The organism is Robertmurraya korlensis NBRC 107688, assembly GCF_001591645.1.
Taxonomy (GTDB): domain Bacteria; phylum Bacillota; class Bacilli; order Bacillales; family Cytobacillaceae; genus Robertmurraya_A.
This window is the reverse complement of record NZ_BCVH01000017.1, coordinates 14,932-30,556: the sequence shown is the minus strand read 5'-3', so window position 1 is coordinate 30,556 and position 15,625 is coordinate 14,932. Positions and strand designations below refer to the sequence as shown.

The 15,625-nt window shown below is 37.8% G+C and carries 16 protein-coding genes; 14 read left to right on the top strand and 2 right to left on the bottom strand.

Annotated features, from left to right (window positions below; all coding sequences use genetic code 11):
- Positions 1-110: 110 nt before the first annotated feature.
- The 5 genes from thpR to BKO01S_RS18075 all read left to right on the top strand — a co-directional run bounded on the left by thpR (position 111) and on the right by BKO01S_RS18075 (position 5,787).
- Positions 111-674 (top strand): RNA 2',3'-cyclic phosphodiesterase, encoded by a 564-nt coding sequence (gene thpR / locus BKO01S_RS18095; protein ID WP_066057467.1) that lies wholly within the window; start codon positions 111-113, stop codon positions 672-674.
- Between the two features lie 30 nt (positions 675-704).
- Positions 705-1,685: an NERD domain-containing protein gene (locus BKO01S_RS18090; RefSeq protein WP_066057464.1), complete on the top strand. Its 981-nt coding sequence runs from the start codon at positions 705-707 to the stop codon at positions 1,683-1,685.
- 20 nt (positions 1,686-1,705) lie between these two features.
- A complete protein-coding gene (locus BKO01S_RS18085) occupies positions 1,706-2,674 on the top strand; it encodes a diacylglycerol/lipid kinase family protein (RefSeq protein ID WP_066057461.1) in 969 nt (322 codons plus the stop codon).
- On the top strand, positions 2,671-4,809 hold the full coding sequence (pulA, locus tag BKO01S_RS18080; RefSeq protein WP_066057458.1) for a type I pullulanase: 2,139 nt from the start codon (positions 2,671-2,673) through the stop codon (positions 4,807-4,809). The genes BKO01S_RS18085 and pulA overlap by 4 nt, the downstream gene beginning before the upstream one ends.
- Positions 4,810-5,001: 192 nt before the next feature.
- Positions 5,002-5,787 (top strand): phosphotransferase family protein, encoded by a 786-nt coding sequence (locus tag BKO01S_RS18075; protein WP_066057456.1) that lies wholly within the window; start codon positions 5,002-5,004, stop codon positions 5,785-5,787.
- Here the strand turns inward: BKO01S_RS18075 and BKO01S_RS18070 are convergent.
- Positions 5,775-6,053, bottom strand: coding sequence for a YtzH-like family protein (locus BKO01S_RS18070; RefSeq protein ID WP_066057648.1), 279 nt, complete (start codon positions 6,051-6,053; stop codon positions 5,775-5,777). The two genes, BKO01S_RS18075 and BKO01S_RS18070, sit on opposite strands and share 13 nt — an antisense overlap.
- A 177-nt stretch (positions 6,054-6,230) precedes the next feature.
- On the opposite strand from BKO01S_RS18070, the gene trmB reads away from it, so the two are divergent.
- The 3 genes from trmB (at position 6,231) to BKO01S_RS18055 (ending at position 8,712) form a co-directional block, all read left to right on the top strand.
- Positions 6,231-6,875 carry a tRNA (guanosine(46)-N7)-methyltransferase TrmB gene (trmB, locus tag BKO01S_RS18065; protein WP_066057453.1) on the top strand — a complete coding sequence of 215 codons (645 nt, stop codon included), beginning with the start codon at positions 6,231-6,233 and terminating at the stop codon, positions 6,873-6,875.
- 90 nt (positions 6,876-6,965) lie between these two features.
- Positions 6,966-7,775: an adenosylmethionine decarboxylase gene (gene speD / locus BKO01S_RS18060; RefSeq protein WP_066057450.1), complete on the top strand. Its 810-nt coding sequence runs from the start codon at positions 6,966-6,968 to the stop codon at positions 7,773-7,775.
- 94 nt (positions 7,776-7,869) lie between these two features.
- Positions 7,870-8,712, top strand: a complete 843-nt coding sequence (locus BKO01S_RS18055) for a YtnP family quorum-quenching lactonase (protein ID WP_066057447.1) — start codon at positions 7,870-7,872, stop codon at positions 8,710-8,712.
- 29 nt (positions 8,713-8,741) lie between these two features.
- Here the strand turns inward: BKO01S_RS18055 and BKO01S_RS18050 are convergent, their stop codons facing one another.
- On the bottom strand, positions 8,742-9,053 hold the full coding sequence (locus BKO01S_RS18050) for a PepSY domain-containing protein (protein WP_066057445.1): 312 nt from the start codon (positions 9,051-9,053) through the stop codon (positions 8,742-8,744).
- 163 nt (positions 9,054-9,216) lie between these two features.
- Between BKO01S_RS18050 and BKO01S_RS18045 the strand changes: the two genes are divergently transcribed.
- The 6 genes from BKO01S_RS18045 to BKO01S_RS18020 all read left to right on the top strand — a co-directional run bounded on the left by BKO01S_RS18045 (position 9,217) and on the right by BKO01S_RS18020 (position 15,500).
- The gene (locus BKO01S_RS18045) at positions 9,217-10,290 is read left to right on the top strand and encodes a M42 family metallopeptidase (protein ID WP_066057442.1); all 1,074 of its coding nucleotides are present in this window, start codon (positions 9,217-9,219) and stop codon (positions 10,288-10,290) included.
- A gap of 59 nt (positions 10,291-10,349) precedes the next feature.
- Positions 10,350-10,874 carry a DUF84 family protein gene (locus BKO01S_RS18040; RefSeq protein WP_066057439.1) on the top strand — a complete coding sequence of 175 codons (525 nt, stop codon included), beginning with the start codon at positions 10,350-10,352 and terminating at the stop codon, positions 10,872-10,874.
- 82 nt (positions 10,875-10,956) lie between these two features.
- The gene (locus BKO01S_RS18035) at positions 10,957-11,475 is read left to right on the top strand and encodes a hypothetical protein (protein WP_066057436.1); all 519 of its coding nucleotides are present in this window, start codon (positions 10,957-10,959) and stop codon (positions 11,473-11,475) included.
- A gap of 119 nt (positions 11,476-11,594) precedes the next feature.
- On the top strand, positions 11,595-11,906 hold the full coding sequence (locus tag BKO01S_RS18030; protein WP_066057433.1) for a thioredoxin family protein: 312 nt from the start codon (positions 11,595-11,597) through the stop codon (positions 11,904-11,906).
- 87 nt (positions 11,907-11,993) lie between these two features.
- A complete protein-coding gene (locus BKO01S_RS18025) occupies positions 11,994-12,803 on the top strand; it encodes a DUF1444 domain-containing protein (RefSeq protein WP_066057430.1) in 810 nt (269 codons plus the stop codon).
- Between the two features lie 237 nt (positions 12,804-13,040).
- Complete coding sequence (locus BKO01S_RS18020) at positions 13,041-15,500, top strand: DNA translocase FtsK (RefSeq protein WP_084362142.1); 2,460 nt, start codon at positions 13,041-13,043, stop codon at positions 15,498-15,500.
- Positions 15,501-15,625 lie beyond the last annotated feature (125 nt).

Sequence of the window (15,625 nt, the reverse complement as noted above, 5' to 3'; positions counted from 1 at the left end):
TATCTTACCTTAAGAGGTATATTCTATTCAAACATATCCGGTTCATAAATACGGTTAAGTACCAATGTCTGTTAAAATAAAAGAAAGCTTGAAAGGTTTGAAAAATAATAATGGATAAAAAAACACATTTTTTTTATGCAGTAAAATTACCAAGTGATACAAAGAGCCATGTACATAGAAAACTACTCCCACTTCAAAAGGACTTTCGCTTTCAGAAATGGGTTCATCCTGAGGATTATCATATTACCCTAGCCTTTTTAGGAAATGCAGAAACAGGGATGTTAGAAAAGTCGGTACATTATGTTTCCGATGCTCTCAAGGAGGAAGTCTCCTTTCCTCTAAGTCTTGAAGGATTAGATACATTTGGAAAAAAGGAATCCCCAAGGATATTTTGGCTGCGTTTAGTGGAACAAACCCGTCTTTATGAAATAAGGAATAAGGTGTTTCAAGCTTGTGAGCAAGCTGGTTTTACTCTTGAAAAGAGACCGTTTCATCCACATGTAACAGTAGCCAGAAAATGGAAGGGGGAAGCTCCGTTTGCGCATCAATTGTTACATCAAAAGAATCCTTTTGATGGTAATGCAATCTCGTTTGAAGGGGAAGAAATCGTGTTGTATCAGACACATCTTGATAAAGAGCCAAAATACGAGGTTGTTCATTCTTTTAAGTTATAGATCAACTGTTTATAGGAAGGTAGTTTCCGTATGGGACAATTAATTAAATTGCAAGATTATGTTTCACGTTATGAACAAAATATTTACGAATATCCAACTAGGTATGTAAGGTTGAAAAAGCAGCAATGGGAAAAAATCTATATGCTTTGGGAGTCAGATTCTGTCATTGAGAGCATTCAACCACCATCAAATAATTGGCTAGAAGAAGATAAACCGCCCCTGGTTGATCGGATGAAGGGACTTTTTAAAAGAGATAGAAACAAGGAGGAAGTGGAGGAGAAGGAGAATCAACTAGAGGTTCCAGAGTCTTCTGGTCTTTCCTTTTCCCCTTCCTTTACATTAAATCCAGCTACTGAGATTGAGCTTAAGCATCAATTTCTCGATCAACTATTTCGTTTTCAAATGAAATGGGCGAGTACAACCTTGTTAGAACAATCAAATATTAGTAAGAAATATGTATATGATGAAAGACTAAAATATTTTTTGCAACGCTTTCCCGATACAACCCTGGTGATGTACGAGCCAATCTTTCTTTTGAAAAAAGCTCCAGTAGAAGTAGAGACTATTTTAATCACACCAACTGAGGTGTGGTGTATAAGCTTCTTAGAGGAAGAAGACCACGCGGTATTCCAAGGGACGAAAGATAGGTTTTGGGTAAAGCGTCATCAGGATCAAGAACAAAAGGTGTTAAATCCCCTTATTGGGCTTAATCGAACAGAAAAAGTTGTAAAGAAAATTTTTGAGTTGTATGAAATAGAGTTACCGATTCATAAAGTAGTATTAAGTAGAAATGGCTATATTGATTATTCCTTTCCACCATATGGTTTGCAGCTAATTGAAAAAAGAAACTACGAAGAGTGGTTTTACTCGATGCGTAATAATAAATCTCCACTAAAGCATGCACAGCTTAAAGCAGCTCAAATGCTTCTTCAGTTTAGTCAAACAACAAGTATGCGCCGACTAGAATGGGATGTTTTAAATAAAGGTGATCAAGAAGAAAAAGAATACTAGACACGTATGGGATGAGAAAAATGGGGAAATTATACTTTATTATTAATCCAAATGCTAAAAATGGATATAGTCTAAAAGTGTGGGCCAAGGTAGAAAAAGAATTACAAAGACAAAAAATCCCCTATGAAGGTTTTTTGACCGCTTACAAAGGAAACGGAGCTGAAATAGCTCGGCATTTAGCTAAGCAAGAAGGAGAGGTATTGATTACAGTTGTTGGAGGAGATGGTACCTTAAATGAGGTAGTTAATGGGGTCATTTCAATGACAAATATCAAAGTTGGATTTATCCCTGCTGGTTCTGGGAATGATTTTGCAAGAGGGTTTCAAATACCTAGAAATCCTCTTCATGCATTATCTGTATTGTTAAGGCAGAGAAAGCACGAACCTAAGTTTACCGACCTTGGTAGAATAGCCGTCGACAGTAAGAATGATCTGTACTTCATTAATAACATGGGAGCAGGTCTTGATGGCTTAATTTCTAAGCTCGCCAATCAATCCGCTTTGAAAAAATGGCTTAATCAACTCTCCCTTGGCGGCCTAGTATACGTGTACTTGCTTATTAAGGAAATCCTTTTTTATCAGACGACAGATGTTCAACTTACTGTGGATGGGATTACACATGAATTCCCTGACACCTGGTTTGTGACAGTGGCCAATCAACCGTTCTATGGTGGAGGAATGAAAATTGCTCCGAATGCCAAAACCGATGATGGCTTGTTAAATATTATTATTGTACATCGTTTATCAAGGCTAAAAATGCTTTCTGTGTTTGTGAGCGTTTTTTGGGGTGGTCATGTCGCCTTCAAAGAAGTAAGAATGTTAACTGGCCGAGAAATTCTAATATATTCTTCTACCCCGATGATGGCGCATGCTGATGGTGATTATTTTGCTGAGACACCCTTGCAAATTCAGGCTTGTCAGCAGGTGTTGCCAATGATCACAAGGGGAATAAAGAAGGATAGGGGGCAGAAGGAGCTGAAAAATGCATGATTATTATTGAGAGACTTTTTTATGCCTATTTAGATGATGTCAACATAATTACTATTTTGTTACCTATGGCTTATCATAATGGTGAATCAAAGGAGTTTTCACTCAAGCAAGGAGATAAAACTGAGAAGTTAGCTATTATGGAGAAAATGCAATTACATGAGTCGGTAAAATATATTTGTCATATCGATAAGGAACCAGAAATCGGATTAACTTATCATGTAGTTGATGAATATGGAGGGGAAACAGATCTCCAAATCGGAGCAGTTATTCGAACGCCTCAGTTTGATGATGAATTTTACTTTGATGGGTCTCTAGGAGTCCAATACTCACCAGAACGGACCATCTTCACTCTTTGGGCACCTACAGCAACACAAGGTCAGCTGAAACTTGATCGCACGTCTGGCGAGGAAGATCTTCATTATGAAATGAATCGCATGGAAAAAGGGGTATGGACAACAACCGTAGAGGGAGACTTAGAAGGATACCACTATACTTATCTTGTTTGCGTAAATCTACAATGGAGGGAGGCCGTAGACCCTTACGTAGTTGCTGTGACAGCCAATGGGGAAAAAGGAGTCATCGTAGACCTAAATCGTACCCCTGTGGTAGGTAAACCGCTAACAGGATTTAATGCTCCTACTGACGCGATTATTTATGAAGCACATATAAGAGACTTAACCATCCACCCAAATAGTGGAGTTTCAGGTAAGGGATTGTATCTAGGTGTGACTGAAAGGGATACGTACAGTAGTCATGGACAGTTAACAGGCTTAAGCTATATAAAGGATTTAGGAGTAACTCACATCGAACTGCTTCCACTCAATGATTTTGCTGGTGTAGATGAGCTTGGAGATAAGAAGGATTATAATTGGGGATACAACCCCATTCACTTTAATGCTCCGGAGGGAAGTTATTCATCTAATTGCTCGAACCCTTATTCCAGAATCAATGAATTAAAGGAGTTAATAGGTGCTGTTCATAGTGAAGGACTTCGAGTCATTTTAGATGTTGTATACAATCATGTATACATTAGAGAAGAATCTTCCTTTGAAAAAATAGTACCAGGATACTTTTTTCGACATGATCAAAATGGAATGCCCTCCAATGGAACGGGAGTAGGAAATGATATTGCCTCTGAACGTAAAATGGTGAGGAAGTTTATTATAGAATCTGTCCTTTTTTGGAAGAAAGAATATGGAATAGACGGATTTCGCTTTGATTTGATGGGGATATTGGATATAGAAACAATGAACGAGATACGAAAATCTCTAGATTTATTGGACCCTTCCACCATTATGATTGGTGAGGGGTGGGATTTAAATACTCCCATCGCCATCGAAACAAAGGCAAGCATTCGCAATCAGAAAAAACTTCCAAGAATCGGCCAATTCAATGATTTCTTTAGAGACACCGTAAAGGGTAACACGTTCAATATACACGATAAAGGCTACGCACTAGGAAATGAAAGATACTTCGAGGCAACGAAGAAGATTTTAGCAGGCAGTGTAGGGTTGAAGGAAAAGGGTTTATTTCAAGAGCCCATTCAATCGGTAAACTACATTGAATCACATGATAACCATACCTTTTGGGATAAACTGCTTATATGTGAAAAAGAGGAGTCCGAAGAGACTAGGAAGAAGCAACAGAGACTAGCAACAGCATTAGTCCTCTTATCTCAAGGAATTCCTTTCTTACATTGTGGGCAAGAATTTTTTCGCACAAAAAAGGGGAATGGAAATAGTTACCGTTCACCCGATGATATTAATCAAGTGGATTGGGATCGAGTGTATGAAAATAAAGACCATATAGAGTTTATCAAGGGATTAATCAAACTAAGGAAATCACATCAAGCCTTTCGTTTTCCTTCCTCAGACTTGATTAATAAGCATATGTCTTTCTTACCATTGGAAAAGCCTGTTGTTGGGTACACACTCAAAGATGTTAGGAATTATGGAATGTGGAATGATATCATCGTTCTATTCAATCCTCTTAAGACAGAACGTACCGTCGCGTTGCCAAATGTTGATTGGCAAGTAATCACCGATCAAAATAGGGTAGATATGAATGGGATGTATCGAATATCCGAAAATGAAATATGTCTTTCTCCTCTTAGTGTTTATGTACTAGTGAAGTAGAAAAGTATGATGTCTCTCTTGACGAAGAATACTGTAGGAGATAAAATCTATAAAGATGGCTATTGGCGATTTAATTTACAATAGCTGTCTTTTTTACTTGTAAGAGACTCGTGTATGAACATGGATTACTTAATATGGTAAAGCTACTTATAATAGAAACTAATGACGCAGTTAAAATGAAGGTGAACAATTTTGGAACACTTATTTGGACAAGAGTGGGAAATCGTTCCTGCAGGAGGAGCGACGGGAGAAGCGTTTATTGCACAGCATGATGATCAGAGGCTCTTTCTTAAACGAAATTCCTCTCCATTTCTTGCCGTATTATCAGCAGAAGGAATTGTTCCAAAGCTTATTTGGACGAAAAGGCTCGAAAACGGGGATGTCATTACCGCTCAGCAATGGTTAAAGGGAAGAGAGCTAAAGCCACAAGATATGAATACGAATCGAGTGGCAAAGCTTCTAAAAAAGATCCACAAGTCAGAGGCATTGCTCGGTATGCTAAAAAGGATGGGGAAAACTCCATTAGAGCCTGTTCATCTTTTGTCCATTTTAGCGCAGGAGTTAGATGATGATGTGAAATCTCATGCTGCTATTGGCGAGGCTCTTTTGTTTTTACATCAGGAGCTCGATAATATTCAATATGAGGAGAAGGTTGTTTGTCATTGCGATGTCAATCACAACAACTGGTTGCTTACGGAAAGCAACCAGTTGTATCTCATTGATTGGGATGGTGCAATGATTGCCGACCCTGCTATAGACTTAGGTATGATGCTGTACTGGTATCTCCCACATGATAAATGGGTGGACTGGTTAGACATGTATGAAATCGAACTCACTGACGAACTAATGCTACGAATGAAATGGTATACGATTGCCCAAACCATTTCCTCCATTCAATGGCATAAAAATAAGGATAGATTTGAAGAGATGAACCATTGGATAAAGTACTTATCCACTCTGGTGGCTCAAGAAAACTGATCGATTTCCGATACCCACTGTCCAAGTTGCTCTTGGTGGGACTCGATATGCTCATCTAGCTCACTTGAATTTGCACCGTGCTGAGAATAGCTATAAACTTCTTCCAGTACATTTTTTACATTATGATCGAGTTCAGTGTTAACCATCAGTGATTTTACTAATCGTTCCAATTGTTCGCATTCAGATACGGAACCACAACAATCAGTACTGTGATTCGTTAATATATCTTTTATTAAGTTCATTTGATCCTTTTGTTCTAAAGGCATTTGAACACACCCTTTCAAGGTTGCTTTAAATACGGAAAAAGGAATTTCACACTTAGGTTGTGAATTCCTTTTTTTATTTATACGTAAATTAATAAGTAGACAAAGGATTAGTTTTGGTTGCAACTCTTTTCCTCTCATGATATGGTTTGAACGATAGATTATTTTAGGGGTGTCAACATGCGTTTAAGAAATAAGCCTTGGGCAAAGGATAGGCTAGAATCCTATCCGCAATATGTTGTAGCGGATCCAGAAAGCTACAGAGGAAAATGGAACGAAGTGTTCGGAAATGACCAGCCTATTCATATCGAAATTGGAACGGGTAAAGGTCGTTTTATTACTGAAATGGCTAAAGCAAATCCACATATTAATTATATTGGTATTGAGGTATACAAGAGTGTTATTGTCATTGCTCTAGACCGACTAATTGAAGAAGATCTTCCTAATTTACGTTTAATGAATGTAAATGCTGTTGAACTTCAGAATTATTTTGCAAAGGGCGATGTGAATCAGGTATATTTGAATTTCTCTGATCCTTGGCCAAAATCTCGCCATGAGAAAAGAAGACTAACGTACAAAACTTTCCTTTCCATTTATGAAAATATTCTTGTGGATAATGGAGAGATTCACTTTAAAACGGATAATCAAGCATTGTTTGAGTTCTCTCTTAGGAGCTTTTCGGAATATGGAATGCTTTTAAAGTATTTGAGCTTAGACCTTCATAATAGTTCATACGAGGGCAACATAATGACAGAATACGAAGAGAAATTTTCTTCCAAAGGCTTCCGTATCTATCGTTGTGAAGTTCAATTTCAGAAAAAATGAGCAGTCTTACTAACGTAGGGCTGTTTTTTTTGTAAGGAGTTGGGTAAGTTAATAATATTTACGGATATTATTGTGAAGGGGGAAGAAGGAATGCTCACTCCAGAACAGCGAATTGAGTTGCATGGCTTCAATAACTTAACCAAATCACTGAGCTTTAATATGTATGATATTTGTTACACCAAAACAAGGGAAGAGCGGGAAGCTTATTTAGACTATATTGATGAACAATATAATGCCGATCGGTTAACAAAAATTTTAAAAAATGTTTCAGATATTATTGGTGCTCATGTGTTAAATATTGCTCAGCAGGATTATGTCCCGCAAGGAGCTAGTGTGACAATTCTCGTTTCTGAAGGACCAGTTGTTGAGGTGCCAACTGAATCTACATATGACGAGTCCCCAGGCCCTCTTCCAGATTCAGTGGTTATGCAATTGGATAAGAGTCATATTACGGTTCATACGTACCCAGAGTTCCACCCTTATGAAGGGATTAGTACGTTTCGTGCTGACATTGATGTCTCTACCTGTGGGGAGATTTCACCACTAAAGGCATTACATTACTTAATCCATTCATTTGATACAGATATTATGACCATTGACTACAAGGTTCGTGGGTTTACGAGGGATAAATATGGTCACAAATTGTTTATCGATCATGATATTACATCGATTCAAAATTTTATTCCGGATGAAATAAACGATCAATATCATATGATTGATGTGAATGTGTATCAAGAAAATATCTTTCATACGAAGTGCAAACTGAAAAATTTTGATTTAAATAATTATTTGTTTGGGTACACAAAGGATACTTTAACTGAGTTAGAGCAGAAAGAAATTACAGAAAGCTTAACAAGTGAAATGGATGAAATATTTTATGGGAAAAATTTCTTCCAGTAAGCCAAGTGAGTCTATTCTCTTAATAGACTCCTTTTTAATTCCTAAAAAAGGAAGGAATGGTACAATACATAGTATAAGACGAAGGAGGGATAAAGTGGAAACGTTACAGTTAAAACATGTAAAGCTTACTTGGTTACAAGGTGGAGTTACTCACTTAGATGGTGGGGCGATGTTTGGTGTCGTTCCAAAAGCACTTTGGTCAAGGAAATACCCTCATAATGACAAAAATCAAATAGAGCTTAGAACGGACCCTATTTTAATCCAGCAGGATGGGAAAAACTTTTTGGTTGAGACAGGTATTGGGAAAGGCAAGCTGACTGAAAAACAGAAAAAGAATTTTGGCGTAACAGAGGAATCAGCCCTTACCGAATCCTTAGACGTACTAGGATTAACAAAAAAAGATATTGATTACGTTTTAATGACTCATATGCATTTTGATCATGCTTGTGGGTTAACAGAATTAAAGAATAACCAATATGTATCTACATTTCCTAATGCAAAGATTATTGTTTCAAAAATAGAATGGAATGAAATGAGAGAACCTAATATTCGATCACAAAATACATACTGGAAGGAAAATTGGAAAGCCATTGAAGCACAGGTTGTGCCATTTGATCACGAGTGGGTCAATGGGAAAATAAAAATGGTTCATACGGGTGGACATAGTGATGGACATTCCATTCTGATCATTGAGGATGACAATGAAGCGATCATTCATATGGCAGATATTATGCCGACACATGCACATCAAAACCCACTCTGGGTCATGGCTTATGATGACTATCCTATGAATTCAATAGAAGCGAAACAAAAATGGCTCCGATTTGGTATGGATAAAAATGCTTGGTTTTCCTTTTATCATGATGCTTTTTATCGGGCAGTAAAATGGAATCAAAATTATGAGATTGTGGAATCAGTAAAGAGGGATAATAAATAAAGAGAGCTGCCTAAGTTAGGCAGCTTTTTTTAGAGTGGATATACTTCTAGAATACTTCCCGTTTTTGCATCAGAAATAAATTCAAACTGCTCTAACGTATCATCTACAGTTCTTGATACTCCACCTTTATACACTTCATAGGTTATGTTGTTCTTTTCATATGGCTCAGTTGTCATTTGAATCCAAGAGCCACTAATGGGACCTCGTTCTTTAAATTTTACTTTTGCGTGTGTAAGGGCTTTTTCTGGGGATACTTTTCCCTTTTGGGAGACCCACTCGCTTGCAAGATAGCCTGAAATTAATCCAACAGATATGCCAGTAAAAAATGATTTCCAGTTCATATAGCCCCTCCTTTTTCATACGAACAAATCCTCTTTCCATCATATCAAATTTTACATACATAATTAAGAGTGGCAATCAATAAAGTGGTAACACGTCGGAAAGTTAAGTAAAATAAAGAATGTACATAAACAGAGTCATGTGAATAATAGGAGGCCATTATACATGAATTCGAAGACATTACAACTATTCAAAACATTAACGGAACTTCAAGGGGCATCTGGAAATGAGCACCTAGTTAGAAAGTTTATGCGTGAACAATTAACTCAGTATTCGGATGAGATCATTCAAGATAATTTGGGAGGTATCTTTGGAGTTAAGCATGGTGATACGAACGGACCACGTGTCATGGTTGCGGGACATATGGATGAGGTAGGATTTATGGTAACAGCAATAACAGATAACGGAATGATTCGTTTTCAACCATTAGGTGGCTGGTGGAGCCAGGTCCTACTAGCTCAGCGTGTTCAGGTTATGACAAATAATGGACCCATTATTGGGGTGATTGCCTCTATTCCTCCGCATCTGTTAGATGAAAGTATGCGAAGTAAGCCGATGGAAATTAGTAATATGTTAATTGATATTGGGGCTGACAGCAGGGACCATGCAAAGGAATTAGGAATTAAGCCTGGGCAGCAAATTGTGCCAATCTGTCCGTTTACACCAATGGCAAATGCGAAAAAAATATTGGCTAAAGCTTGGGATAACCGTTACGGATGTGGTCTAGCTATTGAATTGTTAGAAGAAGTTCAAGGTGAGAAGTTACCAAATACCTTATATTCTGGGGCAACAGTTCAGGAAGAGGTTGGATTAAGAGGAGCGCAAACAGCAGCAACTTTAATTAAACCAGATATCTTCTTTGCGCTTGATGCAAGTCCTGCAAATGATGCCGCTGGTGATAAAAATGAATTTGGGCAACTAGGAAAAGGAGCGTTACTTAGAATTCTAGATGGATCAATGGTCACGCATCGAGGAATGAGAGAGTTTGTTCTAGATACAGCTGAAACGCATAATATATCATATCAATACTTTGTCTCCCCTGGAGGGACAGATGCTGGGCGAGTGCATACTTCAAATGAAGGGGTCCCAAGTGCTGTTGTAGGTATTTGCTCTCGATACATTCATACTGCTGCTTCCATTGTTCACATTGACGATTATGCTGCTGCAAAAGAGCTTATCATCAACCTCGTTAAAGCTTGTGACAAGACTACAGTAGATACGATTAGACAAAATAGTTAAAAACATGAGGAGGTAACCACTGGTAACCTCCTTTTATTTTGAAATAGAGGTGTAGTTATATGCGTGTGGCAGTAGGTTCAAAAAACCAAACAAAAGTAAGAGCGGTTGAAGAGGCTTTTAAGAGGTATGAGGCCAGAATTGAGGCAGTTGATGTTCCATCTGGAGTAAGTGAACAGCCATTTTCAGATGAAGAGACCATACAAGGCGCGATCAATCGTGCACAAGCAGCCCTTGAAAAATGTGGGGCCGAGGTAGGGATTGGACTTGAAGGAGGAGTACAGCAAACGAAATTTGGAATCATGCTATGTAATTGGGGAGCATTAATTCAAACCGGTAAACCTCCGATCATCAGTGGAGGAGCTAGAATCTTATTACCTAAAGAAGTTGAACATAGGCTTTTAGTAGGGGGAGAATTAGGGCCAATTATGGATGATTTCATGAACAAAACAAATATTCGAAGCAAAGAAGGAGCAATAGGTATTTTTACAAATGGACTCATTCCAAGGCAAGAGATGTTTCTACACGTTAGCACATTACTAGTTGGCCAATATGAGTACATAAACCGTTTAGAAACACAATTGTAACAATTGGAAGGCTTGTCATCGGATAGGGAGACGGGTATGATAGAAAAGAAGACAATAGTTCCTATGTAGGGAGGAAGAAAGTATGAGAAAGTATATACAGGCAACTTTCCTCTGTATAGCTGCTCTATTTTACCTTAGTGGATGTTCTGCATCCTTTGACGAAGAGGAAACAGAAACAGTAGAGGTTGTGGAGAACGCTTTTAAAGAAAAGGCTAAAAAACCAAATAATAAAACGGAAGAAATTGAGTATTATTTACCTTTTGGTTTTGAAGTAGAAGAAGAATCTCCCAATAATATTATTTTGAAGAATGGTTCAAAAACATACATTTTATTTTATAACCCAATAGAAGGTCAAGATAGCAAAGTTGTTTACCAATCCACAGTGGATCAAGAGAAGTTTGATACCGATAAAGTGATAAAACATGATGGGAAATACGGCTTTTTACTAGTAAGAGAGCTCGAAGACAACATGAATGAGCTAACAATTGGTGTCGGTGGGATGAAGATAACAACAGAAACAAAAACAAGGTCACTAAGCAGTGAAGCAGATATGATGATTGATATTGTTAACTCCATAAAGTTGATAGAAAGCGCAGGATAATTTCCTTCGCTTTTTTTATTTGAGGTCTAATTTCTTTTCAGTGAGGCTGTAATGTTTTAGAATATGGTAGTCTGTATAACTAATTAAGGAATGTATAAACTGTAATAGGAGGTAATCATATGAAAATGCTTGAGAGTGTAGAACAGTTTGATTCAATGAAAAATAATGGGAAACATATATTTATGTTTTCAGCAAATTGGTGTCCTGACTGTCGTATAATTGAACCAATCTTGCCGGAAATTGAAGAGAAGTACAACGAATACAACTTCATATACGTAGATCGTGATCAGTTTATTGACCTGTGTATTAGCTTAGATGTGTTTGGTATTCCAAGCTTTATTGCGTTTGCGGAAGGAAAAGAGCTTGGCCGTTTTGTTAGCAAAGATCGAAAAACACAAGAAGAAATCGAACAATTTATCAAAGAACTATAATAACCACATAGCTCCCAATTCTCCTTAGATTGGGGGTTATTTCATGTAAAATAAAAGCAGAATGCTCCAATGAGGAGGTAAGTATAGATGAAAATGGACAGTAAAAAAATGAAGAATGAGCTGGAAAAACGCCTTCAAAATGATAGCCGTACGATAACCTATGATCGGAAAACGGATCAACTCCGTATAGAAAGCAAGGATAGTGGAAGAGGGATTTCCGTTGAATTGCCTAGAATTATAGCAAAATGGGAAGTAGACAAGGAAAAAGCGATCGATGAAGTCGTCTACTATGTCGAGGAAGGTCTTAAGGCAATGGATGAGAAAACGACTCAAGAAGGAGAAAAGACGAAAATTTTCCCTGTCATCCGTTCTACATCCACTCCTGTTGTATCGCGTGAAGAAATTCCTTTAGTGTATGATGATCATACTGCTGAAACTAGAGTTTATTATGCGTTAGACTTAGGAAATGCGTACCGAATAATAGATGACGCATTAATGACAAAGGAAAATTGGACGAGAGAATATATTCGTGAAGTTGCCCTTTTCAATGTAAGAAGCCTAAAAACTACAATGAAAAGTGATACTGTTGCAGGAAATGTTTTTTATTTTCTAAATACAAACGATGGTTACGATGCTAGCCGTGTTTTAAACGAATCATTTTTAAAGGAAATGCATTCAAAAATAACTGGTGATATGGCTGTGGCGGTTCCGCATCAGGATGTGTTAATTATTGCAGATATTCAAAACGAGACGGGTTATGATATTTTGGCACAAATGACCATGAGTTTCTTTGCAAGTGGGCGAGTTCCAATAACGGCTTTGTCCTTTTTGTATGAAAATGGAGAATTAGAACCTATTTTTATTTTAGGCAAGAACAAAAGCAAAAAACCAAACTAAAGGGCCAATGATGGTCCTTTTATTTTTCCTAATGACTGTTATTTAACATGTTAGGTCAAAAGATTCAAAATTATAATATTACTAGTAATCTTTTATTTCTTGTCGAAATTATTGTATTCAGTGATAAAATAAGAAGACATGATGAGAATGAAGAAAGAGTGATTAGGTTTGAATTGGTTTAAGAAATTGTTTAGTAAGATAAATGACAATGAACAAGAAGAAATATTTGAACAAAAGATGGAGCCTTATAAAGAAACAAAAAAAGAACAGAAGGATATTGATGTTAGAATCGTGTACCAGTATCCGACAGGCAAATTTAAGTTTCCTTTAATACCAGACGAAACAGAGAGACAGCAAACACCTAGAAAAAGCAGAGAAGAAAGAATCTCTTCCCGCCAACGCACAGAAACAAAAAGAAAAAGTGAAACGGTTTATTCAAAACCAAGAGTAAGCCCAATCACTAAAAGCACGGTGAGTCCGACTCCAAAAAGTGAAACAAAGACTAGAGAAGTATCCAAAAGACCATTTCGACCAACAGAAATTCCTTCTCCTGTTTATGGATTTACGAAAAGGGGGAGTCATCAGGAAGAGAGGCCGGTAGAATACGAGCTTAATTCGTTTATAAAGAAAGATTACATAGAACGTACTTCGGACATTCCTATTCAACCGGAAACTAGGGAGACACAGGAACAAGTCACGATAGTTCCAGAGAAAGTGGTCATAGAGACGGATCCGATTGAATTAACTAGTATGAATGCTGAAAATGAAACATTCTTTACAGATACAGTAGCAGAACCTACACAGGCTCCTACCGATCAGTTGGAGTCATTACAAGAGATAGACTTGAAAGAGCATATTCCGATGGAACTTACTGCGGAATTAGAGGTAGCAGCAGCGGTAGAGAGCGTTATAGAGGAAGTAGAGAAACCAGTAGCGGAACAGATTATTCAAACAGAAGAGACGGACGTAAATGAACAGGAGCTTGTTCAGGTAGAGGGGCATACCATTGAAGCAAATCCACAACAGAAGATTGAGCAGGAAGAGTTAGATAGTAATGAAGAGGAAGAAACCCCTGTTGAACCTGCACCCAAACGAAAGCATTTGCCTTTTAATGTATTAATGTTACAGGAAGATCGGCGCAAATTAGAGAATCAGAAGAAGCAGGTAATGACTGATAACCCTGTTGTGCCACCCATACAACTGCCTGCTAAAGAAGAAACGGAAGAAGATGTGCTACTTTCTAACGACTTTGAAGTAGATACAGTTGTGGATGAGGAAAATCCGTATTACGTATTCCCAGAACTGAATCTCCTTTCCCCTCCAGTTATCTATGATACAAGCGGAGAGTGGCTTGAAGAACGAGAAAGACTTCTTAATGACACGTTAGAAAGTTTTAATGTTCGAGCAAGTGTGGTGAATGTCACGCAAGGTCCATCTGTGACGAGATTTGAAGTGCAACCAGAGCCAGGTGTAAAGGTAAACAAAATCACAAATCTAGCAGATGATATAAAATTAAGTCTAGCCGCAAAAGATATTCGGATTGAAGCACCGATTCCTGGGAAGCACACGATCGGGATTGAGGTACCTAATGAATTAAGCAGACCAGTCTTACTATCAGAGATAATTAACAGTTCAGAGTTTCTTCAATCGAAGTCACCGTTAACTGCTGTACTCGGACTAGATATTTCCGGAAAGCCAATCGTAACAGATTTGCGTAAAATGCCGCATGGCTTGATTGCAGGAGCTACTGGATCGGGGAAAAGTGTGTGCATCAATACCATACTAGTCAGCCTTCTCTATAAAGCAAGGCCCGATGAATTGAAGCTGCTATTAATTGATCCGAAGATGGTGGAACTAGCTCCTTATAATCAAATACCACATCTTGTAAGCCCTGTAATTACTGATGTGAAAGCAGCAACAGCTGCCCTAAAGTGGGCTGTGGAAGAAATGGAAAGACGATACGAATTATTTGCGCATACGGGTGTTCGGGAAATCAATCGTTTTAACGAGCAGTGTGAACAGCATAATCAACATGCGGATAAGTTACCTTTTGTTGTAATTATTATAGATGAATTAGCAGATTTAATGATGATGGCCCCAGCAGATGTAGAGGAGGCAATATGTCGTATTGCTCAAAAGGCAAGAGCATGTGGAATACATTTAATTATTGCCACACAACGGCCGTCTGTTGATGTCATTACTGGTTTAATTAAAGCAAATGTTCCTACCCGCATTGCGTTTTCTGTTTCAAGTCAAATTGATTCTCGTACCATTATAGATATAGCAGGAGCAGAGCGTCTACTAGGCCGTGGAGACATGCTATTTTTAGAAAATGGATCCTCAAAGCCTGTCCGTCTACAAGGTACATTTGTTTCGGACGAAGAAATTGACTCGGTGGTTGCTCATGTACGGAGAGAACAAAGTCCAAACTACCTGTTTCATCAAGAAGAGCTTTTAAAAAGGGCTTCTGTTAGTGAAGAAGAGGATGAACTGTTTTTTGAAGCTTGTGAATTTGTCGTTGACCAAGGGTCCGCTTCGACCTCGAGCCTTCAAAGAAGATTTAAGATTGGATATAATCGAGCAGCTAGATTAATTGATATGATGGAGAAAAACGGGTATATTTCTGAAAATCGTGGAAGTAAACCGCGGGATGTATTAATTGGTGAGAATGATCTCCAAAGTATTCAAGAAATGTAATGATGGTTATTTTTAGGCTTTTTCTCATAAACTATGTAGTAAAATAGGCATAGATAGAAAAGGTATTATGACCAAACGTTCCATAGTTTTTATAAATAAAAAATGATATAATGTCACAATATGAT

Coding starts and splice junctions, on each gene's coding strand:
- pulA (WP_066057458.1), top strand. CDS start 2,671: ATGATTATTATTGAGAGACTTTTTTATGCCTATTTAGATGATGTCAAC.
- thpR (WP_066057467.1), top strand. CDS start 111: ATGGATAAAAAAACACATTTTTTTTATGCAGTAAAATTACCAAGTGAT.
- BKO01S_RS18085 (WP_066057461.1), top strand. CDS start 1,706: ATGGGGAAATTATACTTTATTATTAATCCAAATGCTAAAAATGGATAT.
- BKO01S_RS18070 (WP_066057648.1), bottom strand. CDS start 6,053: ATGCCTTTAGAACAAAAGGATCAAATGAACTTAATAAAAGATATATTA.
- BKO01S_RS18020 (WP_084362142.1), top strand. CDS start 13,041: ATGGAGCCTTATAAAGAAACAAAAAAAGAACAGAAGGATATTGATGTT.
- BKO01S_RS18050 (WP_066057445.1), bottom strand. CDS start 9,053: ATGAACTGGAAATCATTTTTTACTGGCATATCTGTTGGATTAATTTCA.
- BKO01S_RS18035 (WP_066057436.1), top strand. CDS start 10,957: ATGAGAAAGTATATACAGGCAACTTTCCTCTGTATAGCTGCTCTATTT.
- trmB (WP_066057453.1), top strand. CDS start 6,231: ATGCGTTTAAGAAATAAGCCTTGGGCAAAGGATAGGCTAGAATCCTAT.
- speD (WP_066057450.1), top strand. CDS start 6,966: ATGCTCACTCCAGAACAGCGAATTGAGTTGCATGGCTTCAATAACTTA.
- BKO01S_RS18025 (WP_066057430.1), top strand. CDS start 11,994: ATGAAAATGGACAGTAAAAAAATGAAGAATGAGCTGGAAAAACGCCTT.
- BKO01S_RS18045 (WP_066057442.1), top strand. CDS start 9,217: ATGAATTCGAAGACATTACAACTATTCAAAACATTAACGGAACTTCAA.
- BKO01S_RS18030 (WP_066057433.1), top strand. CDS start 11,595: ATGAAAATGCTTGAGAGTGTAGAACAGTTTGATTCAATGAAAAATAAT.
- BKO01S_RS18040 (WP_066057439.1), top strand. CDS start 10,350: ATGCGTGTGGCAGTAGGTTCAAAAAACCAAACAAAAGTAAGAGCGGTT.
- BKO01S_RS18090 (WP_066057464.1), top strand. CDS start 705: ATGGGACAATTAATTAAATTGCAAGATTATGTTTCACGTTATGAACAA.